Source organism: Pseudomonas sp. LBUM1651 (assembly GCF_059716135.1).
Genome location: NZ_CP166805.1, coordinates 4,337,091 through 4,358,340, shown reverse-complemented (window position 1 = coordinate 4,358,340; position 21,250 = coordinate 4,337,091). Strand labels below are relative to the sequence as shown.

Here is a 21,250-nt window from a genome sequence, read left to right as displayed (position 1 = left end):
GACGTGGCGCTTGCGGCATAATGTCCGCTTAATCGGCCACCGGCCTAATCAGCTTTTTTCAACAGGGTTGACCATGCACGTACTGGTTTGCGAAGACGACGAGCTGATCGCCAGCGGCATTGTCGCCGGTCTCACCGCTCAAGGCCTGACGGTCGAGCACGTGGCTACAGCTTCGGCGGCCCGCGCCATGCTCAAGGTCGCCGAGTTCGACGTGATGGTGCTCGACCTCGGTCTGCCCGACGAGGACGGTCTGAAGCTGTTGCAGCAGTTGCGCCACAACGGTCTGGAAATCCCGGTGCTGATTCTCACCGCGCGGGATTCGGTCACCGATCGCGTCGACGGGCTGCAAGCGGGTGCCGATGATTACCTGCTCAAACCGTTCGACCTGCGTGAACTCGCCGCACGCCTGCACACGTTGTTGCGGCGGGTCGCGGGTCGCAGCGTCAACCTGATCGAGCACGGCGCCCTGACCTATGACCCGAGCAGCCGCGAAACCACGCTCGCCGGACAACCGGTGGACCTTTCCCGTCGCGAACAATCGCTGTTGCACGCCTTGCTGCACAACCGAGGCCGGGTGCTGTCCACCGAGCAGTTGAAGGACAGCGTCTACGGGTTCAACGACGAGCTGGAAAGCAACGCTCTCAACGTCCATATCCATCACCTGCGGCGTAAACTGGGTAACGGCATTGTTGAGACCGTGCGCGGCCTGGGCTATCGCCTGGGGCCGGCCGATGGTGCAGAGGAATTGAAAAAGTGATGAGCCTGCGTTTGCGCCTGAGCCTGACGCTCGGCGCTGCATTTGCGCTGATCTGGGCCCTGGCGGCAGCCTGGATGCTCAGCGACCTGCGCAACCAGATGATGTTTTCCCTCGACCAGCGGCTGGTGGCGTCGGCGCGCATGGTCGCCGGCCTGATGGAGCAATTGCCGGCCTTGCCGACCAAGGGCGAGGGCACCCATTTCAGCGCCGAACAACTGAACATTCCGGGTGGCATGGCGTGTCAGGTCAGCTCCCTGCGCGGGGAAATCCTCGCCCGCAGTCACACCGATCCGCAACAAACCCTGGAAGCCGAGAAAATGGGCTTCCACGACCAGATGATCGACGGCGCGCCGTGGCGCAGCTTCACCCTGGCCCGTGGCGATCTGCGCATCACCACCGCTGACCGGCAGATCGAGCGTGAAGCGCTGAACATGTCGATCCTGCTGGCCGCCTCGGTGCCGGTCGGCGTGGCATTGCTCGGTTGCCTGTGCCTGCTCTGGCTGGGGATCGGCCAGGGACTGGCGCCGCTGAACCGCATGCGCGATGCCTTGATGCGACGCAGCGCCGACTCGCTGGAACCTTTGCAGATCCAGCCGCTGCCCAGCGAATTGCAACCGTTGCTGGACACCCAGAACCAGTTGTTTCAGCGCATCGGCAAGACCATCGAGCGCGAACGCCGCCTGACCGGTGACGCGGCCCATGAATTGCGCAGCCCGCTGACGGCGATCAAGACCCACCTGCAAGTGGCGCGCATGACCGACGGCGCGGCGCGGGATCAATCCCTGGCGCGGGCCGAGGAGGGCGCCGACCGCCTGCACCGGACCCTTGAGCAACTGTTGCTGCTGGCTCGGGTCGAGGGCAGCCTGTCGTTCGACGATGGTGTGCAATGCAGCGCCGAGCAAGTGGCGAAACTGGCGATTCAGGATGCGGCCAGTGGTGATCGTCAGCGGATCAAATTCAAGTTGCCGCCGGTACTCTCCCATGCCCCGGTGCAAATGCCCGCCGTGCTGTCGATTGCCGCGCTGCGCAATCTGCTGGATAACGCCCTGCGCCATACCCCGAACGACGGTCCGGTGGAACTGAGCCTGGTAACCACCGGCAGCCGCGTGCAGTTCGTGGTGCGCGACCATGGCCCGGGCATTGCCGAAGACGATCTGCAACACCTGACCCAACGCTTCTGGCGCAACGGCCAGAGCACCGGCTGCGGTCTGGGGCTGGCGATTGTCCAGGCGATCGTTCAGCGTTGTGGCTGCACGCTGCATTTCGACAGCCGGCCGGATGGCTTGCGGGTTGAATTGAGCATGCCGTTGCAGCCGGTCTGACCAACTACATACATCCAGTAGGAGCCGAGCTTGCTCGCGATGGCGGCCTGATATTCAACGTTGATGTTGACTGTACGGGCGCCATCGCGAGCAAGCTCGGCTCCTACAGGAGATCGGTGTTGCACATCAAATGTAACCTCTCTCCATTGGCATTCCTGGCACCTGCGGCGCTATCGTCCCCGACAGCTTTTTCTCAATGGATTGAGGTCACAGCGCCATGGATGCACCCCTGCATATCTGCAAGGCAACCCCCGCCGACGCCGGCATCATCAGCCGGATCGTCGAGCGTTCGATCCGCGTCGGCTGTGCGCTCGACCATCGCAACGACCCGCGAACCGTCGCCACCTGGACTCACAGCAAAACCACTGAACACATTCAATCGTGGCTGACCGACCCACGGTTGTGCCTGAACATCGCCCTGTTGCAGGACAAACCGGTGGGCGCTGCGATGGCGGCGATCAGCGGCAAGGTTGCGTTCTGTTATGTGCAGCCGGAATGGTTTCGACGCGGTGCCGGGCTGGCGCTGGTCCACGACCTTGAAAGCTGGCTGATTGAACGCGGTTTGGCGCAGGCCCGACTCAACAGCACTCGAACCAGCGAAGCCTTTTACCGTCATCTGGGTTATCAGCCCTGCGCCCAAACCTTCACCGTCGCCGGACTCCACGCCATCCCCATGCACAAGGCACTGACGCCACCTTCATAAAAGCTGATCAAGGGTCTAAATCCTCGGCGCGCTGATGCGTTTCCAGAACAGGAAAACCTTATTGAGGGGTCGAGAGATGTCAGTCGCTACCAGCCTTATGGAAGATCAGTCGGCCCGGATCACTCCGGCGCCGGCCGAGACGCTGTATCAGTTCAACGAATCGCCATTGCTGGCACGCCAGAGTCAGCAGGAATCGAATGCCCGCAGCTACCCGCGACGCATTCCCCTGGCCCTGAAACGTGCCAAGGGCATTTATGTCGAAGACGTTGAAGGCCGCAGTTTCATTGACTGCCTGGCCGGCGCCGGGACATTGGCCCTGGGGCATAACCATCCGGTGGTGATCGAAGCGATCCAGCAAGTGCTGACCGATGAACTGCCTCTGCACACCCTCGACCTGACCACGCCGGTCAAGGACCAGTTCGTCCAGAACCTGTTCGGTCTGCTGCCGCCGGCGCTCGCCGCTGAAGCAAAGATCCAGTTCTGCGGCCCGACCGGCACCGACGCCGTGGAAGCCGCGTTGAAACTGGTGCGCACCGCCACCGGACGCAGCACCGTGCTGTCGTTCCAGGGCGGTTATCACGGCATGAGCCAGGGCGCGTTGAGCCTGATGGGCAGCCTGGGGCCGAAAAAACCCTTGGGCGCGTTGCTCAGCAGTGGCGTGCAGTTCATGCCGTATCCCTACGATTACCGTTGCCCGTTCGGCCTCGGCGGCGCTCAGGGCGTGCAGGTCAACCTCAACTATCTCGATAATTTGCTGAACGATCCCGAGGCCGGCGTGCAACTGCCAGCCGCCGTGATTGTGGAAGTCGTCCAGGGCGAGGGTGGGGTGATCCCGGCTGACCTTGACTGGTTGTGCGGCGTGCGGCGCATCACCGAGAAGGCGGGCGTGGCGTTGATCGTCGACGAAATTCAGAGCGGTTTTGCCCGCACCGGCAAGATGTTTGCCTTCGAGCACGCCGGGATCATTCCGGACGTGGTGGTGATGTCCAAAGCCATCGGCGGCAGCCTGCCGCTGGCGGTGGTGGTGTATCGCGACTGGCTCGACACCTGGCTGCCGGGTGCCCACGCCGGAACGTTCCGTGGCAATCAAATGGCGATGGCCGCGGGCTCGGCGGTGATGCGTTATCTGGTCGAGCACAAGGTGTGCGAGCACGCTGCTGCAATGGGTGAACGCTTGAGCGAGCACCTGCGCATCCTGCAGCGGGACTTCCCGCAACTGGGTGATATTCGCGGTCGCGGCCTGATGCTGGGTGTCGAGCTGGTTGACCCGACGGGCGCGCCGGATGGTCAGGGTCATCCGCCGATTTTTGCTCGTCTGGCGCCGCTGGTGCAGCGTGAATGCCTCAAGCGTGGGCTGATTCTTGAGCTGGGCGGCCGTCATGGCGGCGTGGTGCGTTTCCTGCCGCCACTGGTGATCACCGCCGCGGAAGTCGATCGGGTCGCGGAGATTTTCGGCCGGGCCATGGCTGCTGCCACCGCCAGCCTTTAAATTTTCCGGGCTCCGGAACGTTCTTTCTACATAACGGCTGCGCACGCAGTGCAGCCCACCTAACAGCGATGGAGAGACACCATGACGTCAGTATTCGACCGCGAGGACATCCTCTTTCAGGTCGTGGTCAACCACGAAGAGCAGTACTCGATCTGGCCCGACTACAAAGCCGTGCCGGAAGGCTGGCGCACCGTGGGCAAGAGCGGGCTGAAAAAGGAATGCCTGGCTTACATCGAAGAAACCTGGACGGACATGCGTCCGTTGAGCTTGCGCAAGAAGATGGAAGAGCAGGCGGCTGTGGCTCACTAAGGTTTTCGCGCAAAGAGAAGCCCGTTGGACCGGTAAGGTCAGCGGGCTTTTTTTGCTCTGGACGTTGTGTTGCCTGGAGGTGTGTTTCGTGAGTACACATTGATCCCTGTGGGAGCAACTGTCTTCACCCTGCCATTCGTCACCGCCCTTACGGCGGGTTACTTGGAAAAGCGCCAAGTAACCAAGCGCCTGCGCCCCTGACGTACGGTGGCTCGCCTAGGCTCGCCATGTCCTCGCTCCGGTCCTGCTCCGTGGGCCCGCCGCCATCGGCCATCCATGGCCGGGGGCGGCTACCGCGGCATCCTTGCCGCGGTAGCCACTGCGCAGAACCTGCGCTCGGCCTTCCGACGGGGCAGATCAAGATCAAAAGCCAGATCAAAAGCCAAAGCCAGATCAAAAGCCAAAGCGAGGCGCCCTGATAGCCGACCTGATGTGCGTCAAGGTCATCGGCGGTGAACACCCATGTCATGCCCGCCACCAAAATCCACTGTGGGAGCTAGCCTGCTAGCGATGGACGTCTAGACACCGCGTTCATTCAGACCGCACGCGTTATCGTTAACGTACATCGCTAGCAGGCTAGCTCCCACAGGGGAAATGCATACACACGAAGAGCCAGGTCGGCCCGCAGGCCGCCTCGCGGTGCTGTGGCGGTAGTCGCCCCCTCGAGAGGCCGAGTGGAGGTTCTGCATAGTGGGCAACCCGGCATGGATGCCGGGTTAGCCGCCCCCGGCCATGGATGGCCGATGGCGGCGGGCCCACGGAGCAGGACCGGAGCGAGGGCATGGCGAGCCTAAGCGAGCCACCGAACGAAAGGGGCAAAAGCCCTTGGTTACTTGGGGCTTTTCCAAGTGACCCGCCGTAAGGGCGGAACCATAAGCCGCCGTTACCGCAGCAACGGATATGTACACCCGAAAGAAAATGCCCAGCTACGCCCCACTCAACCCCTTAATCACCAAATCCACATTCCCCTCCAGCTCACCCACCGGATCCTCCGCATCCACACTCAACACCACCAACCGGCTACCGGCCTCATTAATCACCGCTTTCACCGCCTCCGAAGGCTGCCGATGATGCAACACCACCGCCACATCATTGTCCTTCAGCGTCGCACCCAATTGCTTCAGCGCTTCAGGCGTCCAGTCGGCATCCGGCCGCGCATCGAGGCCAATCAGCTCCAGGTTGAGGCCGCCAATCAGATAGCCAAAGTGATCGCTCAGACTCATCACGCTAAGGTTGTCGGCACTGGCCAGCCGCGCTTCGCTGTCGGCGCTGAACTTGAGCAAGCGCTGCTTGAGCGCTGCCAGGTTGGCCTCGATTTTCGGCTTGGCCTCCGGCGCCAGACGCACCAGATCCGCTGCCATCACATCCGCCATGCGCCCCATGTTGTTGCTGGAAAACCACGGCTGACTGTTCAAGCCATCGACCTTGTTGCCCGGCTGCACGGCGATACCGGGCAGGGCGCCGTCCACCGGGCGCGCGGCGTCGACTTCGATAATACGAATGTTGCTGCGCCGGGAGATCGGGTACAGCGGATCATCCGCCCACAGCGAGCGCAGACCAATCACCGCATCGGCGGCCGTCGCCAGTTTGGCCAGCGCCGGCGCGCCGCGTCCGGTGAAGTAAGCCGTCTGACGGCTGCCAGGCAGATTCGCCGGCGCCGCACGTTCAAGATTGACGTTAGTGCCCTTGAGCAGCACTTCGCCCAGACCGTAAGTGATCGGCAGGGACGCCAGCACATGCAGCGGTTTGGCGCTGTCCGCCGCGAAGGAGGTGTTGACCAGACCGCAGAGGGCGACGGCCAGGCTCAGTTGACGCAGAGAAAATGACATTTATCCGAGGTTCCCTTTCAGACTTGGGACGACGCCGCGCGCAATGGCGGCGAGGGCGAAGGCGATACCGGCCACCAGAATGATCGCGGCGCCGGACGGGATAGGCAGGTCGAATACAATCGGTGCGAGGATCCCGCACAGCGTGCTGACCGTGGCGATCAGCACCGAGCACCAGAAGAAACCCTTGAGCGACTGGCTGAGCAAGCGCGCCGCTGCTGCCGGAATGACCAACAGGGCACCGACCAGAATCGCACCGATGACTTTCACCGCCGCCACGGTGATCAGCGTCACCAGAATCACGAACAGGTAATCCAGGGTCTTCACCGCGACGCCGCGCACCGCCGCCAGTTGCGGGTTGAAACTGGCGAGCATGATGCGGTTGTACAGTGGCAACGCCAGCGCCATGACCAGCGAACCGACAATGGCCAACACCAGCAAATCATTGCCGTTGACCGTCAGCACTGAGCCGAACAGCACGTTTTCCAGAATGTGCACGTTGATCTTGCCCGCCAGAATCAGCAGCAGACTCGCGCCGAGCGCCAACGACACCGACAGGAACACACCGATCAACGTATCCGGCGCCAGTCCCGTGCGGTTGCGCAGGTAGTTGAGCAAAATGCCGAACAACAGGCAGTAACCGAACAGGCTGCCATACGGCCCGGTGTAGGGCTCGCCGAGCAGAATGCCGATGGCGACGCCGGTCAATGCGGCATGACCCACGGCTTCGGAGAAAAACGCAAAGCGCTTGACCACCACCAGCGTGCCCAAACCGCCCAGCACCGGGCCGATCAGCAAACCGGCGAGCAGGGCGTTGACCACGAATCCATAGGCCAGTGCTTCAGGCAGATAACCTGAAGATGCCCAGTCTTGAACCATCAAGCGAAAGGCTTCGTAACTCATCAGGCAGCGCTCCGTGGATGGGTTGAAAACAGCGTCAACAATCTTTCGGGCGTCAGTGCCTGCTTCGGTGTGGTATCGAACAACACCCGGCGATTGAGCCCGGTGACGCGATCCGCCAGACGCCCGACCGCTTCCAGATCGTGCTCGATCCACAGCACGGTAATCCCGCTCTTGCGCCAGTCGCCGAGCAACCGCTCAAACACTTGAATGCCTGCCTCATCGAGGGCCGACATCGGCTCGTCGAGCACCAGCAACTGCGGCGCCGGAATCAGCCCCTGCGCCAGCAACACGCGCTGACGCTCACCACCGGACAGCGCGCCCATGCGCCGCTTGCGTTTGTCCTGCATGCCAACCCGCTCCAGCGCTTCACCAATCGCCACCGCGTAATGCTTGCTCAACCCGAGAAACGCCGGGCGCCGCTGACACATCGCGGCCATGAAATCGTCGACGGTCATTGGCAATCCGCGATCGAATTCCAGCGCTTGCGGCACATAGCCGATGGTGCCGGGTTCGCCCGGCCATTGCAGGCTCAGGCGACCCTGATGCGGCATCTGCCCGAGCAGGGTCTTGATCAAGGAACTCTTGCCGCCACCGTTGGGACCGACCAGCGCATGCACGCTGCCGGGCTGAACCTGGAAGGTCACCTTGTCGAGGATCGTCGTGCGACCCAGCGTCAGGCTGACCTCCGCAAAATCCAGCGTCGGTCCCGAAACCTGTGGGAGCGAGCCTGCTCGCGATTGCGGTGTGTCATTTAACGATGATGTCGGCTGACTGGACGCCTTCGCGAGCAGGCTCGCTCCCACAGGGGATTCGGGGTTGGTCGAACCGATGGTTTCTTTAGCAGTCATGCGCCAGACTCCTGAATCGCCCGGACCACGGTGTTGAGGTTGCCGGTCATTTCCTTTTCGTATTTGTCGGCGGTGTATTCGCCATAGGAAATGTGCGAAAGCGGGTACAGCTTTACCCCGGATTCACGCTGGATGGTGTCGACGTAGGTGGACGGGAAATCCATCTCCGAGAAGATCACTTTCACATCCAGTTCGCGCAGTTGATCGATGGTCTTTTTCAACTGGCTCGGGCTCGGCTCGATGCCGTGCGCCGGTTCGACCACAGCGGTGACTTCGAGGCCGAATTCGCGCAGCAGGTAGTCGTAGGCCGCGTGAACCGTGGCCACCCGCAACTCGGCATTCGGCGCCTGGGTCAGTTTCGCCAGGGCGTCGGCGCGCATCTGCCGCAGACGCTTGCCGTAGGCGCGAGCGTTCTGGGTGTAGGTCTTGGCGTTGGCCGGGTCGAGCTTGCCGAGTTCCCGGGCGATGTTGTTGACCTGAGCGATCGAGGCGCTGATCGACAGGAAGGTGTGCGGGTTCACCACTTTGCCGGCTCCGCGCGCGGCCGTGCCGGTGGCGGCCAATAACGGCACATTTTCGTTGGCTTCGATCACCGGCACGTTCGGCGTTTCGCTGGCAGCGATCATGCGGTCGGCGAAGTCGTCATGACCGACGCCGTTGAGCACGATCACGTCCAGTCCGCTGATGCGCTTGATGTCTTCGGCGCGGGGCTCGTAGGCATGGGGGTTGAAACCGGCCGGAATCAGCGGCACCACTTCAGCCTTGTCGCCGACGATGTTGGCCACGTAGCTGTAATAAGGGTGCAGGGTGATGCCGATGCGCAGACGCTTGGCTTCGTCGGCACTGGCCTGGGGTGTCAGCAGGCAGGCGAGCAGCCCGACCAGCAGCAGGCGCAAGAAAGAGCGTTGAGATGAAATAGGCATGGGAAAGCGGTCTTCTCTCGGGTGGAAGCGAGGGTTCAGTGCCGGTGCTGGCGGGTCACGCCGGCATCGAATTGCGCGACGATCTGCTGCCAGCCAGCGCTTTCCAGCGCAGCGTCAGTGAGGTCGGTCGGGGCCTTGAGGTCGGCGGCACGGTTGAGCCAGATGTCCGGCGCGTCATCCTCAGCGGTCAGGCGCATCAGAAACGAACCGGCCACGGCGGGCGTCTGGCTCTGGCCGAAGTAACCCTTGGCGTCGAGCAATTGCCAGGCATGAGCGCCACGGCTGACGGAACTGGCGTCCTGGGCAAACGGCGCAAAACCCTCGTCGGCGAGGGTTGCAGGTGTCGGCAGGGTTTGCTGTTCCTGACGCAGCAGGTGAATCTCGTCCAGCGTCACCCGCAGGTCGGCGTAGATGCCTTGCTCGGAAGCGCTCAGGTCGCGGCGCGCATCCAGTTGATGGCTGCTGACGTTGCTGGTTTCCTGGGACTCATGGCGCCAGGCGACCACCGAGCCGGCGACCGCCAGGATCATCAGGCACAACAGCAGCACATAGAGGGTTTCATGGCCGGCACCGGCCGGGCGGACGACGTGCGTAGTGGGCGTACTCATGGGGCTTCGATGTCCGCTTGGTCGATCTCGACGACGTGGCCGGGACCGGCGTCGAACAGCACGTAGAACTCGGCGCTGGGCTTCTTGAAGGTCAATTTGGAATCGGCACCGAGCTTGCCCGGCACCAGGATAGTTTCGTCGTAGCCGATCACATCGAGGGTCACGCCCGGTGCGCCGCTGCCGTCGGAGAAACCGCCGGTGCACTGAATCTGCTCGGCGTCGATGGCCTTGCACTCGCACATCGGGTTGTGGGCCAGGGCGCTGGCGCTGAAGCCGGCGCAGAGCACCAGCAAAACAGCGTGGAGAGGACGAAAGGCGTTGCTCATGGTTTGCCTCCTTGTTTGTTCAGCCACTCAAGGGTGGCGGGGGATGCCTGGCTCAGCGGGATGGACGCTTGATGCATCGCGCCGTCCCAGCCTTCCATGGTGATCCACAGCTCGGCGTCGGCCTTGGTCTTTTCCGGAATCGGCAGCATGGCGCCCATGCGGTAAGGCGTGCCAAAGAAAATTACCCCGGCGGCGCGCAGGCTGCGGGGTTTGCCAATGCGCAGGTACGTCGCCTTGACCTGCTCGCGGCAGCTGTCGCACAACGCCGCATTAAAGCTCTTCATGTAGCCGGCCGGGCCGTCGAGGCGCGGTGCTTCGTTGCGGAATTCCGCCAGGCGCAGGCTCCACGGCCCGACTTGAACTTCCCCGATTTCCCGCTCACCCAGGCCGGTGTCCCCGCGAAACAGCGCGGCATCGGCAAAGTATTTGGGCATGAAGCCCAGCGGCACCAGCAACAGCAGCACGTTGATGTGGAAGCGCCATTTGTGCCAGAAGCGGCTCAGTTTTGAACCCGGTTTTTCGGCGGCGAACAGGCTCATTGGCTGACCTCCGTGGTGTCGCGGCTGGTGGCTTGAGCGGCATCGGCAGTGCGCGGACGTTTGTTGCTGCGCTTGAGGGCATTAGCGGTGGCCAGGGCGGTGCGCTTGGTCCAGATCAGCAGGCCGCTGAGGACCATCATGCTCAGGAGCAGGCCGAAGAAGAACCAGATCAGCTTGATCCAGATCCCGCCGAAATCACCGGTGTGCAGCGGACGCATCGATTCGGTCACCAGCTCCAGGCCTGAGCGGTCCGAGAGCAGGCGGGTGACGGCCACATCGCCGGTGTACGGGTTGATCTCGGCGGTCTGGAACATCAGCGGATACCAACTGCGGCCGCCCACCGAGAGGTAACTGTAGGCATTGGCGGGCAGGCTGACGAAGCTGTCTTCGAGGCCAGGAATGCGTTCCTTCGCTTCGCGGATCGCGGTTTCCAGGCTGATCATCGGTGCCGGCGAGCCATCGGCGGTGAGGGGCACGCTTTCTCGCGGAACCACGGGCGCCACCGGGGCGGTGGAAATCGTGATCTGGTTATCGAACATGAACGCTTCGACCAGGAACCAGGTGCTGGTCACGGAAATCACTGCGATGAACCAGATCGACCAGATGCCGCTGAGGCGGTGAAAGTCGCCCCAGAAAATCCGCGCGCCGTGCCGAATACGCAGGGTTGGTCGCAGGAAACCTTTCCAGAAGCGCTTGTAGACCACCAGCCCGGTAATCAGCGAAGCCAGCAGCGGCAGGCTGAGAAACGACACCAGATACCAGCCCCAGCTGTAGCCATTGGTGAACGGCACCAGCCACCAGCCATGCAAGGCGCGGGTGAACGCCCTGAAGTTGAATTGCGGGGCCGTGCCCTGGATCACGCCGCTGTACGGGTTGACGTACACCACTACCGAACGGCCGTCGGGGTAAGTGACTTCCACGTCCAGGGCGAAATGTGATTCGTCGGGCCGACTGATGCTCTCGACCAGGATCTGCGGCTCAACTTGCTTGATCGCCGCGATGATCTGGTCGTAGCTCAGCAGCGGCGCATCGTCTGCGGGTTGGCTGGCGCGCATCTGCGGGTTGGCCAGCCAGACGATTTCCTGGCTGATCACCGCCAACGTGCCGGTCACACAGACGATCAGCACAAAAAACCAGATGGGCAGCGCCAGCCAGCTATGGACCAGAAACCAGAGTTTTGAACGGGATTTCTTTGACATGATCAAGGTCTTGTATTGATGAGAGGGCCTTGGCTGCGGGCTTCCCAGCGTGGGGTCCATGAAAAGTACGGTCGTGGCTTTTGCCTACGCGAACCGACTGCATCTATATAAGACGAATGAGAATCAGAAATCCCGAACCGGGATATGAAAGTAATTGTTTCCTGTTTCTATAAATGCAAAACCCTGTGGGAGCGAGCCTGCTCGCGAAAAACGTCCGGACAACCCGTTCATTCAGACCGCACGCGTTATCGTTGACGTCCTTCGCGAGCAGGCTCGCTCCCACAGTTGATCTTCATCAGGCACAGATTTCAGTGAGCGCGCTGCGGGTGTCAGCGCAGGAAAGCCAGCGCTTCGGCGAGCAGCAATTCGGGGGCTTCTTCGGCGATGTAATGTCCTGCGGGCAGCGCTTTGCCGCGCACATCGGTGGCGACGAGTTGCCATTCCTTGAGCGGTTCGAAACAGCGCCCGACCGTGCCTTCGGCGCCCCACAACACCAGCAACGGCAGGTTCAGATGATGGCCGGCGTCGATGTCGGCGCGGTCATGCTCCAGGTCGATGCTGGCACTGGCGCGGTAATCCTCGCAGATCCCGCGCGCAGTGCCCGGTAGTTTCAGGCAACGCAGGTATTCGCCAAAGGCTTCGGTGGTGAAGGGTTTGAGTCCGGCGCTGCGACTGCCCATCACGCTGCGCAAGTAGGCTTCGGGGTCAGCTTCGATCAGGGTTTCCGGCAACGGCGCCGGGCGGATCAGGAAGAACCAGTGCCAGTAGGCGCGGGCAAAGGCTTCATTGGTTTGCGCGTACATCGACAGCGTGGGAGCGATGTCAAGCAGCACCATGCGTTGCACGGCATCCGGATGATCCAGCGCCAGGCGATGGGCTACGCGAGCGCCCCGGTCGTGGGCCAGCACCGAGAACCGCTCGAAGCCCATGGCGTTCATCAGCGCCACGGCATCCTTGGCCATCTCGCGTTTGGAGTAATTTGTATGGTGATCGTTGGCCGGCGGTTTGGCACTGTCGCCATAACCGCGCAGGTCGGCGGCGATCACGGTGAAGTGCTCGGCCAGTTGTTCGGCGACTTTGTGCCAGATGACGTGGGTCTGCGGGTGTCCGTGCAGCAACAGCAAGCCCGGGCCGCTGCCGCCGATGCGGTAGGCAATGTCGACACCGTTTACGTGGAGCTGGTCTTTCAGGAATCCGGCGAACATGGAGGTCTCCTTGTTGTAGTTGCCAGCATCCTGAAAGTGTTGCGCGGTGAGGGCAAGGCGCAAAGCGTGGTGGGCTTGTTCATGAAGTGTGTTCGAGGAATGTGTGGTGTTGCTGATGGCCCCATCGCGAGCAGGCTCGCTCCCACAGGTGAATGCATTCCAATGTGGGAGCGAGCCTGCTCGCGATGGGGCCTGAACATTCACCACAAAACTCAACCTTGGCTGAACATCTCCTTAGCCCGCTGCTCAATCTGCTCCTGGGTCAGATCCTCCTTGCGCGTGGCCAGAAACCATAAATGCCCATAGGGATCCTTCAAGGTCCCCGAACGGTCACCATAAAACTGATCCTTGACCTCGGACACCACCGTGCCGCCGGCCGCGATCGCCTGTTTGTAAGACTTGTCCACATCGTTCACATACAGATGCAAACCCACGGACGGTGACGTGTCCGGATTGCTCAACGGCCCCTGGTCGCACGGCGTACCGAGCATGATCGGGCAATCGCCGATGCGCAGTTCGGCATGACCGATGCCGCCGTCGGGCATGGACAGGCGCATGACTTCAGTGGCACCGAAAGCTTTCTTGTAGAACTCGATGGCTTCCGCCGCTTTCTGGATGCCCAGATACGGGGTGATGCTGTGATAACCCTCTGGAATGGGTTTGACGCTCATGATCGGTCTCCCTGTTCTTGTCTGAGTGAAAGGTGTTCCTTCGCCGATTTCCGGTCGGATAACTATAGGTCACCCCCTTTCCGGCAACCGAGTGCCCGACGAGCAGCAGCGCCACTGTTCAGCCTTCAACAGTGAAGCAACAGAATGCTCGGGTTGCGTCTGTTCAAACCCCGAAATTACCGCTGAACTGCCCGAAAGCACGGGCTCGGACGGTCAGGCACAGAAGCTGCAATGTCCTCCGGTAAACACTGGTGCCGAGAGACATATATGCCTGAATCTGCCGTTTATCCGATCAACCCGCCGGCCGCCCATCGGATCGCCGACGAAGCCGAAGCCTTGCGCGTGGCCGAGCGCGTCGCCGCGGTTTTGCTGGAGCAGGACGCCGAGCGCGACCGCACGCGCCGGGTGCCTGCCGAGATCGCCGACCTGTATTCCAACAGTGGCTTGTGGGGCATCAGCGTGCCGAAGGAATTCGGCGGCGCGCAGGTGTCGTACGCGGTGCTGGCGCAGGTCATCGCGATCATCTCGGCGGCCGACCCGTCCCTGGGGCAGATCCCGCAAAACCACTATTGCCTGCTGGAAGATATCCGCCTGCAAGGCACGCCCGAGCAGCAGGCGCACTTCTTCGGTCTGGCGTTGCAAGGGCATCGGTTTGCCAATGCCTTGTCGGAAACCGGCGGCAAGAACGTGCAGGACATTCAGGCGACTATCCGCCGCTATGGCGACGGCCATGTGATCAACGGCCGCAAGGGTTACTGCACCGGCTCGCTCTACGCCCACTGGCTGGCGGTGCTGGCGCTGGATGAAGAGCAGAAGGGCCAGTTGTCCTTCGTCGAACGCGGCACCCCAGGGCTGGTGATCGTCGACGACTGGGACAGCATCGGTCAGCGCACCACGTCCAGCGGAACTGTGCTGGCCGAGGATCTGCACGTCCCGGCGTTCAACGTGTTCCCGACCTGGCGATCCTATGAGAGCCCGACCCTGGCCGGCCCGTTCGCGCAATTGACCACCGCCGCCATCGACGCTGGCATCGCCCGAGCAGCCCTGCGCGACACCATCGCCTTCGTTCAGCAGTTCGCTCGGCCATGGATCGATGCCGGCGTGGAGAAGGCCAGTGAAGATCCGCTGACCATCATTCAGGTTGGCGGTCTGGAGATTCGCCTGGAAGCCGCCGAAGCCTTGCTGGAGCGCGCCGGTTGGGTATTGGATGCGGCGCGTTCGGCACCCGATGAAGACAACGTCGCCCGAGCGTCCCTCGCCGTCGCGAAGGCCAAAGTGCTGACCACCGAAATCGCCATCGAAGCCAGCAACAAACTGTTCGAACTCGGCGGCACCCGTTCGACCCTGAAGAAGCACAACTTCGATCGGCACTGGCGTAACGCACGGGTGCACACCCTGCATGACCCGGTGCGCTGGAAGTACCACGTGGTCGGCAACTGGTTGCTCAACGGCGTCAAACCGCCGCGCCACGACTGGTCCTGATCATGGCCGAATTGTTCAAAAACATTTACTGGGCCGACATCGGCCAGGCCTGCCTCGATACGTTGAGCATGCTCGGTGCCGCCCTCGGTTTTACCGTGCTGCTGGGGTTGCCGTTGGGTGTGGTGCTGTTCCTCACCGGCAAGCGCCAGTTGCACGAAGCCATCGGCGTTTATCGGGTGCTGTCGGTCATCGTGAACATGCTGCGTTCGCTGCCATTCATCATTTTGCTGATTGTGTTGATTCCGCTGACCACGCTGCTGGTCGGCACCTCGCTCGGCGTGCCGGGCACCATTCCGCCGCTGGTGGTCGGTTGCACGCCGTTCTTCGCGCGGCTGGTGGAAACCGCTTTGCGCGAAGTCGATCGCGGCGTCGTCGAAGCGACCCAGGCCATGGGTGGCACCACCTGGCAGATCATCCGTCACACCTTGTTGCCGGAGGCTCGCGGTGGGTTGCTGGCGGCGGTCACCGTCACCGCAATCGTGCTGGTGGATTACACGGCGATGGCCGGGGTTATCGGCGGCGGCGGTCTGGGCGACCTGGCGATCCGCTACGGCTACCAGCGTTTTCAGACCGACGTGATGGTGGTCACCGTGGTGCTTCTGCTGATTCTGGTCCAGGTCCTGCAAATGACCGGCGACCGGTTGGTGGCGCGTTACAGCCGACGATAAATATTCGATTCAAGAAAAACACTCAGGCCCCACGTCCACCCCACGACGGCCACTCAATCTGCCTAGGAGCACAACATGAAAAAGACCCTGGCCATTCTGGCTGCCCTTGTGTCGTTGAGCGTTCACGCCAACGAAAAACTCACCGTCGGTGCCACGCCGGTGCCGCACGCGGAGATCCTCGAGTTCGTCAAACCAACCCTGGCCAAGGAAGGCGTGGATTTGGACATCAAGGTCTTCACCGACTTCATCCAGCCCAACCAGCAGCTTGCGCTGAAGAATCTCGACGCAAATTACTACCAGTACCGGCCGTTTCTCGATGACTACAACAAAACCCGCCACACTGATCTGGTGCCGGTGGTCGGCGTGCACATCGAACCGTTCGGGGCCTATTCGACCAGGATCAAAAACATTTCCGAGCTGAAGGATGGCGCCACCGTGTCCATCCCCAATGATCCGGTGAACACCGGCCGCGCGCTGGTGCTGTTGCACGAAGCCGGGCTGATCAAGCTCAAGGACCCAAGCAATACACTGGCCACTCAGCGGGACATCGTCGAAAACCCGAAACACCTGAAAATCCGTGAACTCGAAGGTGCGTTACTGGCGCGTTCGGTGAGCCAGGTGGACCTGGCGTTTGTCTTCGCCAACTACGCCCTGGAAGCGGGGATCGACACCAACAGCGCGTTGATCGTCGAGAAGGGCAAGAGCCTGTACATCGAGTTTCTGGTGGCCCGGCCGGACAACATCAATGACCCGGGTTTGCAGAAACTGGCCAAGGCGTTGAATTCCGATGAAGTTCGGCAGTTCATCCTGACCCGCTACAAAGGGCAGATTGCGCCGGGGTTCTAAATTTTCGTTGATTGACAGGACGCCATCGCGAGCAGGCTCGCTCCCACAGGGGAATGCATTTCAATGTGGGAGCGAGCCTGCTCGCGATGGCCGTGCCGCTATTTCGGATCTGCCCCTGATTCAAGAAGCTGCGCCCCCGGCCCTTGCTCCCCAAGCACATCCCCAAAATTGCGCAACGGACACGCCTCCATCGACAAACACCCACAGCCGATACAGCCGTTGAGCTTGTCCCGCAGCAAGGTCAGCTGATTGATCCGCTCATCCAGTTCCCGACTCCACTGCGCCGACAACACCTTCCAGTCCGCCGCCGTCGGTGCGCGGTTATCCGGCAGTGTTTTCAGCGCCTCACCAATCTCCGCCAACGGAATCCCCAGGCGCTGCGCCACCTTGATCAGCGCCACCCGCCGCAACACTTCCCGTGGATAACGCCGCTGGTTGCCCTGATTGCGATTGCTTTTGATCAGCCCCTTGGCTTCATAAAAATGCAGCGCCGTGACCGCCACGCCGCTGCGGGCGGCCAATTGGCCGACGGTGAGTTCCTTGTGCAGGTTTTCCGAGGTAATCATTTGAAAAATGCCTCTTGACCTCTAGTTAACTCGAGGTTTTACCCTGCAGGCCTTCGGATCGCAAGATCCGTCTTACACGTCAGTGGGGACTTTTCATGCAAGCGCCAGAGAAAAATCGCAGCTTCACCCAGTTGATCGAATTCGAGATCGAACCCCATCAGCAACCTGCATTGGTGACGGCGTTATCGAAGCAGACCGAACGTCTGGCCCAAGGCTACAGCGGATTTCTGAGTGCCAGTATCCAGGCCAGCGACGATGGCCGGCGGGTGCTCAATTACCTGCAATGGCAATCTCGCGAGGCGGGGGAAGCCGCGTTTCAGAGCTTTGAAAGCGGCGAGCAGGATTTCTGGCAGCTGATCCGCGCCCATCAGGCGAAAACCGTGACGTTCGGCTCGTTCCAGGTGTTGCACAGCCTGGAGCGCAGCCACGACAACGCGCTGCACTGCAATCTGGTGAGCTAGATCGACAATTGCATCAGACGCTCGCCCTGCACGTTTTCCGTGGGCCGACGCTTGTTCACCGCTAGTTCGCCGATCTTGATCAGTCGCGTGCGCGTCACGTTGCGGCTCAAGCCCAGCAGGGCAGCGGTGTGCACCTGGTTGTAATGACTGAAGCGGTAGGCCGCGCGCAACAGGGCGTCTTCGACCTTCTCGTGCAGCGCGCCAGCCTGTTCCTCGAACAGCTTCTGAAACGCCCGGTCAAGCAAGGCTTCCGGTGAGTCGTCGACGCCCGCGTGGTGATCGTCCTGACGCTCGATGCGCATGTTCGACAGGCGCAAGTCATCGCGTTCGATCACGCCGTTACGGCAGATCAGCAGGGTGTGGTGAATGACGTTTTCCAGTTCGCGAATGTTGCCCGGCCAACTGTAGCTGCGCAGTTTCAGTTCGGCCTCTTTGCTGATGGTGACAGTGCCGTAGCCCAGGCGCTGGCTGTAGGCTTCGACGAAGTGTCGGGTCAACGGCAGGATGTCGTCGGGGCGATCACGCAACGGGCTCAGTTCCAGGCTGACCACGTCGAGGCGGTAATACAGATCCTCGCGAAAATGCCCGGCGTTGATGGCTTTTTCCAGTTGCACGTTGGTCGCCGCCAGCACGCGCACGTTGATCGGAATGCTCTTGCGCGAACCCAGTCGCACCACTTCGCGCTCCTGCAACACCCGCAGCAACTTGACCTGAATCGCCATCGGCAGATCGCCGATTTCATCGAGGAACAACGTCCCGCCATCGGCCTCTTCGAACCAGCCCGCCTTGGCGCTCAAGGCCCCGGTGAACGCGCCTTTTTCGTGGCCGAACAACTCGGCCTCGACCAGGGATTCGGAGAATGCACCGCAGTTCACCGCCACGAACGGTCGGTTTCGCCGGGCGCTGAGGTTGTGGATATGTCGCGCCACCAACTCCTTGCCAGTGCCTGTTTCGCCAATGATCAACACGCTGGCTTCGCTGGGCGCGACTTGTTGGATGTGGGCGAGCAGGGCCTGGGATTTCGGGTCTTCGAACACCTGGGCCGTGGCGCGGATGGAGGTCGCCAGGGCGGGCGAGGGCGGTAAAGTCAGCAGTTGCATGGGGCAGGCTCCATGAGAGGGCTATGAATAGAAAGTCGGAATCGGCAGGGACTGGTTCAGTGCCCAATCGCCCAGTTCATGAAGTTTGTAATCCACCGGGTCGTGCAGAGTTTGCGTGCGCAGGTTGCGCCAGTGGCGGTCCAGCCGCAGGGAGGCGTGAGTCGAACGCGCGCCGGTCACTTCGAACAGCCGGCTACAGAGTTCGAGGCCGTTGCGGGTGGCGGCGACCTTGGCCGTGGCGATGGCCGTGGCCAGATGTCCGCGTTCTTCGGCGCTGAGGTTCGGGCCTTTCGCCCAGGCCTTGTCGAGCAGATCGGCCGCGCGTTCCACCAGCAGGCGAACGCCTTCAAGCGCCACCCAGAATTCGCCGTAATGGCCGAGCACGTAGGGGTCCTGACGCACATCCTGAGCGCTGGATTTGTGCCATGGACGGGTTTCGGTGAGGGTGTATTGCCGCGCCTCTTCGAAGGCGCCTTCGGCAATGCCGAGGAACATGTGCGTGAAGGTGAGCTGCGCGATCAAGGGTCGCAGGCAGGCGAACGGTGTGCTCAGCGGGCCAGGATCTAGCAGCAGTTCCGATTCTTCGACCCGCACCCGTTCGAACGTGGCGCTGCCACTGTCGGTCTGGCGCTGGCCCATGTTGTTCCAGTCGTTGTGCAGCGTGATGCCGCTACGGCCACTGGGAATGGCGGCGATCAACAGCTTGCCGCCGGCACTTTCGTCCACCGCCGAGGCGATCAGCATTTCCGAATCGCTGGCGCCGGAGCAGAAACTTTTCTTGCCGGAAAACTCGCGCCAGCCACTGAGTTTTTTCACCACGGTGCGGGTGTCCAGCGGGTTTAGGGCATTGCCCCAGAACCAGTTCTTGCGTGCCGTTTGTTCGAACCACGGCTGCCACTGCTCGGCTCGGGCGAACAGGCGCACGGTGGCGAGCATCAGGTGATGAAAACCGAAGACGTGGGCAATCGAGCTGTCGACCTTGGCGAGCTCGCGCACGATGGTGAGGGTTTCACTCCAACTGGCGCCGAGGCCGCCGTACTGGACCGGTATGCTCAAGGCGAGCAGGCCGCTATGGCGCAACGCGTCACGCTCGGCTTTCGGCGTACCACCGCGCTCGTCGCGCTCGACAGCGGTCAACGCAAACTCGGCGGCCAACTGGCGGGCGGTTTGCAGGGGGGATAACAGGGCGCTTTGCGGCTTGGCAGTCACGCGGGGGTTCCTCTGTGAATTCAACACCGATCCCCTGTAGGAGCAAGGCTTGCCCGCGATGAACGATGACGCGGTCCATCTGAACAAACCGCGGTGACTGCATCGCGAGCAAGCTTTGCTCCTACAAGAGTATGTGTGTCAGGCAGTGGCTTTGGCGGGCAGCACGTCATTGGCGATCATTTCGCCAAACGGCCCGGTGAGGTTGGTGACACCGCGTCCGGCCAGGCTGGCATACGGTTCAGGCAACAACGGGAACACCAGCTCGGCAAAGCGATACGCCTCTTCAAGGTGCGGGTAGCCGGAGAAGATGAAACTTTCGATCCCCAAGTCCGCGTATTCCTTGATTCGCGCCGCCACTTGCTGCGGATCACCCACCAGCGCCGTCCCTGCACCACCGCGCACCAGGCCGACACCGGCCCAGAGGTTGGGGGAAATCTCCAGGTTGTCGCGACGTCCGTCATGCAACGCCGCCATACGCCGCTGGCCTTCGGAATCGAAACGCGAGAACGACTTCTGCGCGGCGGCGATGGTCTCGTCGCTGATGTGTTCGATCAGTTTGTCAGCAGCTTTCCAGGCCTCTTCCGCGGTCTCGCGCACGATCACGTGGAGGCGAATCCCGAACTTCACCGTGCGCCCGTTACGTGCCGCGCGCTCGCGCACATCGGCGAGTTTTTCCGCCACGGCGGCCGGCGGTTCACCCCAGGTCAGGTAGACATCGACCTGTTCGGCGGCCAGTTCATGGGCGGCTTCGGAAGAACCACCGAAGTACAGCGGCGGATAGGGTTTCTGCACCGGCGGATAAAGGGCTTTGGCGTTTTGCACTTGCAGGTGTTTACCTTCGAAATCCACCGCTTCGCCTTGCAGCACCCGGCGCCAGATCTTCAGGAATTCGTCGGTGACTTCGTAGCGTTCGCTGTGATCGAGGAAAATGCCGTCGCCACGGTTTTCGTCCGGGTCGCCGCCGGTCACCACGTTGATCAGCAAACGGCCGTTGGACAGCCGGTCCAGCGTGGCCGCCATGCGCGCCGAGACCGTCGGCGAGATGATGCCCGGACGAATCGCCACCAGGTAGCGCAGGCGTTCGGTCAACGGCACCAGCGCCGAAGCGATCACCCACGAATCCTCGCAGGAGCGTCCGGTGGGAATCAGCACGCCGTGGTAGCCGAGGCTGTCGGCGGCCTGTGCCACTTGTTTCAGATAATTGAGGGTCACCGGACGGGCGCCCTGAGTGGTGCCCAGATAATGGCCGTCGCCGTGGGTAGGCAGAAACCAGAAAACATCCATGAAGAG

The 21,250-nt window shown here is 61.8% G+C and carries 23 protein-coding genes; 9 read left to right on the top strand and 14 right to left on the bottom strand.

Going from position 1 to position 21,250, the window contains the following annotated elements:
* The first annotated feature begins 73 nt into the window (after positions 1 to 73).
* The 5 genes from ACA066_RS20350 to ACA066_RS20330 all read left to right on the top strand — a co-directional run bounded on the left by ACA066_RS20350 (position 74) and on the right by ACA066_RS20330 (position 4,580).
* Positions 74 to 757, top strand: a complete 684-nt coding sequence (locus tag ACA066_RS20350) for a response regulator (RefSeq protein WP_497696378.1) — start codon at positions 74 to 76, stop codon at positions 755 to 757.
* Positions 754 to 2,079 carry an ATP-binding protein gene (locus tag ACA066_RS20345; RefSeq protein WP_497696377.1) on the top strand — a complete coding sequence of 442 codons (1,326 nt, stop codon included), beginning with the start codon at positions 754 to 756 and terminating at the stop codon, positions 2,077 to 2,079. The genes ACA066_RS20350 and ACA066_RS20345 overlap by 4 nt, the downstream gene beginning before the upstream one ends.
* 217 nt (positions 2,080 to 2,296) lie before the next feature.
* On the top strand, positions 2,297 to 2,782 hold the full coding sequence (locus ACA066_RS20340; RefSeq protein WP_497696376.1) for a GNAT family N-acetyltransferase: 486 nt from the start codon (positions 2,297 to 2,299) through the stop codon (positions 2,780 to 2,782).
* Positions 2,783 to 2,858: 76 nt separating this feature from the next.
* Positions 2,859 to 4,271, top strand: a complete 1,413-nt coding sequence (locus tag ACA066_RS20335) for an aspartate aminotransferase family protein (protein WP_497696375.1) — start codon at positions 2,859 to 2,861, stop codon at positions 4,269 to 4,271.
* 81 nt (positions 4,272 to 4,352) lie between these two features.
* Entirely contained in the window at positions 4,353 to 4,580 is a 228-nt protein-coding gene (locus ACA066_RS20330; protein WP_008033724.1) for an MbtH family protein, read from the top strand.
* 926 nt (positions 4,581 to 5,506) lie between these two features.
* Here the strand turns inward: ACA066_RS20330 and ACA066_RS20325 are convergent.
* From ACA066_RS20325 to ACA066_RS20280, 10 genes are all read right to left on the bottom strand, one after another.
* A complete protein-coding gene (locus ACA066_RS20325; protein WP_497696374.1) occupies positions 5,507 to 6,409 on the bottom strand; it encodes a metal ABC transporter substrate-binding protein in 903 nt (300 codons plus the stop codon).
* Entirely contained in the window at positions 6,410 to 7,309 is a 900-nt protein-coding gene (locus ACA066_RS20320; RefSeq protein ID WP_497696373.1) for a metal ABC transporter permease, read from the bottom strand.
* Positions 7,309 to 8,157, bottom strand: a complete 849-nt coding sequence (locus ACA066_RS20315) for a metal ABC transporter ATP-binding protein (RefSeq protein ID WP_497696372.1) — start codon at positions 8,155 to 8,157, stop codon at positions 7,309 to 7,311. Before ACA066_RS20315 ends, ACA066_RS20320 begins: the two co-directional genes overlap by 1 nt.
* Positions 8,154 to 9,080, bottom strand: coding sequence for a metal ABC transporter substrate-binding protein (locus tag ACA066_RS20310; RefSeq protein ID WP_497696371.1), 927 nt, complete (start codon positions 9,078 to 9,080; stop codon positions 8,154 to 8,156). Before ACA066_RS20310 ends, ACA066_RS20315 begins: the two co-directional genes overlap by 4 nt.
* Positions 9,081 to 9,115: 35 nt before the next feature.
* The gene (locus ACA066_RS20305; protein ID WP_497696370.1) at positions 9,116 to 9,688 is read right to left on the bottom strand and encodes a DUF6162 family protein; all 573 of its coding nucleotides are present in this window, start codon (positions 9,686 to 9,688) and stop codon (positions 9,116 to 9,118) included.
* Entirely contained in the window at positions 9,685 to 10,014 is a 330-nt protein-coding gene (locus ACA066_RS20300) for a hypothetical protein (protein ID WP_497696369.1), read from the bottom strand. Before ACA066_RS20300 ends, ACA066_RS20305 begins: the two co-directional genes overlap by 4 nt.
* Positions 10,011 to 10,553: a PA2404 family protein gene (locus tag ACA066_RS20295; protein ID WP_497696368.1), complete on the bottom strand. Its 543-nt coding sequence runs from the start codon at positions 10,551 to 10,553 to the stop codon at positions 10,011 to 10,013. The genes ACA066_RS20300 and ACA066_RS20295 overlap by 4 nt, the downstream gene beginning before the upstream one ends.
* Positions 10,550 to 11,752 (bottom strand): PepSY-associated TM helix domain-containing protein, encoded by a 1,203-nt coding sequence (locus ACA066_RS20290; RefSeq protein WP_497696367.1) that lies wholly within the window; start codon positions 11,750 to 11,752, stop codon positions 10,550 to 10,552. The genes ACA066_RS20295 and ACA066_RS20290 overlap by 4 nt, the downstream gene beginning before the upstream one ends.
* A 329-nt stretch (positions 11,753 to 12,081) precedes the next feature.
* Positions 12,082 to 12,957 carry an alpha/beta fold hydrolase gene (locus tag ACA066_RS20285; protein ID WP_497696366.1) on the bottom strand — a complete coding sequence of 292 codons (876 nt, stop codon included), beginning with the start codon at positions 12,955 to 12,957 and terminating at the stop codon, positions 12,082 to 12,084.
* Between the two features lie 212 nt (positions 12,958 to 13,169).
* On the bottom strand, positions 13,170 to 13,628 hold the full coding sequence (locus ACA066_RS20280; RefSeq protein ID WP_497696365.1) for a VOC family protein: 459 nt from the start codon (positions 13,626 to 13,628) through the stop codon (positions 13,170 to 13,172).
* 267 nt (positions 13,629 to 13,895) lie between these two features.
* Between ACA066_RS20280 and ACA066_RS20275 the strand changes: the two genes are divergently transcribed.
* The 3 genes from ACA066_RS20275 (at position 13,896) to ACA066_RS20265 (ending at position 16,624) form a co-directional block, all read left to right on the top strand.
* Positions 13,896 to 15,110 carry an SfnB family sulfur acquisition oxidoreductase gene (locus tag ACA066_RS20275; RefSeq protein ID WP_497696364.1) on the top strand — a complete coding sequence of 405 codons (1,215 nt, stop codon included), beginning with the start codon at positions 13,896 to 13,898 and terminating at the stop codon, positions 15,108 to 15,110.
* A 2-nt stretch (positions 15,111 to 15,112) separates the two neighbouring features.
* Positions 15,113 to 15,778 (top strand): methionine ABC transporter permease, encoded by a 666-nt coding sequence (locus ACA066_RS20270; protein WP_497696363.1) that lies wholly within the window; start codon positions 15,113 to 15,115, stop codon positions 15,776 to 15,778.
* 75 nt (positions 15,779 to 15,853) lie between these two features.
* Complete coding sequence (locus ACA066_RS20265) at positions 15,854 to 16,624, top strand: MetQ/NlpA family ABC transporter substrate-binding protein (RefSeq protein ID WP_497696362.1); 771 nt, start codon at positions 15,854 to 15,856, stop codon at positions 16,622 to 16,624.
* Positions 16,625 to 16,722: 98 nt separating this feature from the next.
* Here the strand turns inward: ACA066_RS20265 and soxR are convergent, their stop codons facing one another.
* Positions 16,723 to 17,190, bottom strand: coding sequence for a redox-sensitive transcriptional activator SoxR (gene soxR, locus ACA066_RS20260; protein WP_497696361.1), 468 nt, complete (start codon positions 17,188 to 17,190; stop codon positions 16,723 to 16,725).
* 95 nt (positions 17,191 to 17,285) lie between these two features.
* Here soxR and ACA066_RS20255 point away from each other — a divergent pair, with 95 nt between their 5' ends.
* Positions 17,286 to 17,651 carry an antibiotic biosynthesis monooxygenase gene (locus tag ACA066_RS20255; RefSeq protein WP_497696360.1) on the top strand — a complete coding sequence of 122 codons (366 nt, stop codon included), beginning with the start codon at positions 17,286 to 17,288 and terminating at the stop codon, positions 17,649 to 17,651.
* On the opposite strand, the gene ACA066_RS20250 is transcribed toward ACA066_RS20255, so the two are convergent.
* From ACA066_RS20250 to ssuD, 3 genes are all read right to left on the bottom strand, one after another.
* Positions 17,648 to 18,751, bottom strand: coding sequence for a sigma-54 interaction domain-containing protein (locus ACA066_RS20250; RefSeq protein ID WP_084323532.1), 1,104 nt, complete (start codon positions 18,749 to 18,751; stop codon positions 17,648 to 17,650). The two genes, ACA066_RS20255 and ACA066_RS20250, sit on opposite strands and share 4 nt — an antisense overlap.
* A 21-nt stretch (positions 18,752 to 18,772) precedes the next feature.
* Positions 18,773 to 19,960, bottom strand: coding sequence for an acyl-CoA dehydrogenase family protein (locus ACA066_RS20245; protein WP_497696359.1), 1,188 nt, complete (start codon positions 19,958 to 19,960; stop codon positions 18,773 to 18,775).
* Positions 19,961 to 20,098: 138 nt separating this feature from the next.
* A complete protein-coding gene (gene ssuD / locus ACA066_RS20240) occupies positions 20,099 to 21,244 on the bottom strand; it encodes an FMNH2-dependent alkanesulfonate monooxygenase (RefSeq protein WP_497696358.1) in 1,146 nt (381 codons plus the stop codon).
* Between the last annotated feature and the right edge of the window lie 6 nt (positions 21,245 to 21,250).

Bases quoted from the DNA above. Each gene is read 5' to 3' on its own strand.
- ACA066_RS20310 (WP_497696371.1), bottom strand. From the start codon at position 9,080: ATGCCTATTTCATCTCAACGCTCTTTCTTGCGCCTGCTGCTGGTCGGG.
- ACA066_RS20250 (WP_084323532.1), bottom strand. From the start codon at position 18,751: ATGCAACTGCTGACTTTACCGCCCTCGCCCGCCCTGGCGACCTCCATC.
- soxR (WP_497696361.1), bottom strand. From the start codon at position 17,190: ATGATTACCTCGGAAAACCTGCACAAGGAACTCACCGTCGGCCAATTG.
- ACA066_RS20320 (WP_497696373.1), bottom strand. From the start codon at position 7,309: ATGAGTTACGAAGCCTTTCGCTTGATGGTTCAAGACTGGGCATCTTCA.
- ACA066_RS20285 (WP_497696366.1), bottom strand. From the start codon at position 12,957: ATGTTCGCCGGATTCCTGAAAGACCAGCTCCACGTAAACGGTGTCGAC.
- ACA066_RS20280 (WP_497696365.1), bottom strand. From the start codon at position 13,628: ATGAGCGTCAAACCCATTCCAGAGGGTTATCACAGCATCACCCCGTAT.
- ACA066_RS20340 (WP_497696376.1), top strand. From the start codon at position 2,297: ATGGATGCACCCCTGCATATCTGCAAGGCAACCCCCGCCGACGCCGGC.
- ACA066_RS20300 (WP_497696369.1), bottom strand. From the start codon at position 10,014: ATGAGCAACGCCTTTCGTCCTCTCCACGCTGTTTTGCTGGTGCTCTGC.
- ssuD (WP_497696358.1), bottom strand. From the start codon at position 21,244: ATGGATGTTTTCTGGTTTCTGCCTACCCACGGCGACGGCCATTATCTG.
- ACA066_RS20275 (WP_497696364.1), top strand. From the start codon at position 13,896: ATGCCTGAATCTGCCGTTTATCCGATCAACCCGCCGGCCGCCCATCGG.
- ACA066_RS20305 (WP_497696370.1), bottom strand. From the start codon at position 9,688: ATGAGTACGCCCACTACGCACGTCGTCCGCCCGGCCGGTGCCGGCCAT.
- ACA066_RS20330 (WP_008033724.1), top strand. From the start codon at position 4,353: ATGACGTCAGTATTCGACCGCGAGGACATCCTCTTTCAGGTCGTGGTC.
- ACA066_RS20270 (WP_497696363.1), top strand. From the start codon at position 15,113: ATGGCCGAATTGTTCAAAAACATTTACTGGGCCGACATCGGCCAGGCC.
- ACA066_RS20315 (WP_497696372.1), bottom strand. From the start codon at position 8,157: ATGACTGCTAAAGAAACCATCGGTTCGACCAACCCCGAATCCCCTGTG.
- ACA066_RS20290 (WP_497696367.1), bottom strand. From the start codon at position 11,752: ATGTCAAAGAAATCCCGTTCAAAACTCTGGTTTCTGGTCCATAGCTGG.
- ACA066_RS20265 (WP_497696362.1), top strand. From the start codon at position 15,854: ATGAAAAAGACCCTGGCCATTCTGGCTGCCCTTGTGTCGTTGAGCGTT.
- ACA066_RS20255 (WP_497696360.1), top strand. From the start codon at position 17,286: ATGCAAGCGCCAGAGAAAAATCGCAGCTTCACCCAGTTGATCGAATTC.
- ACA066_RS20325 (WP_497696374.1), bottom strand. From the start codon at position 6,409: ATGTCATTTTCTCTGCGTCAACTGAGCCTGGCCGTCGCCCTCTGCGGT.
- ACA066_RS20350 (WP_497696378.1), top strand. From the start codon at position 74: ATGCACGTACTGGTTTGCGAAGACGACGAGCTGATCGCCAGCGGCATT.
- ACA066_RS20295 (WP_497696368.1), bottom strand. From the start codon at position 10,553: ATGAGCCTGTTCGCCGCCGAAAAACCGGGTTCAAAACTGAGCCGCTTC.
- ACA066_RS20335 (WP_497696375.1), top strand. From the start codon at position 2,859: ATGTCAGTCGCTACCAGCCTTATGGAAGATCAGTCGGCCCGGATCACT.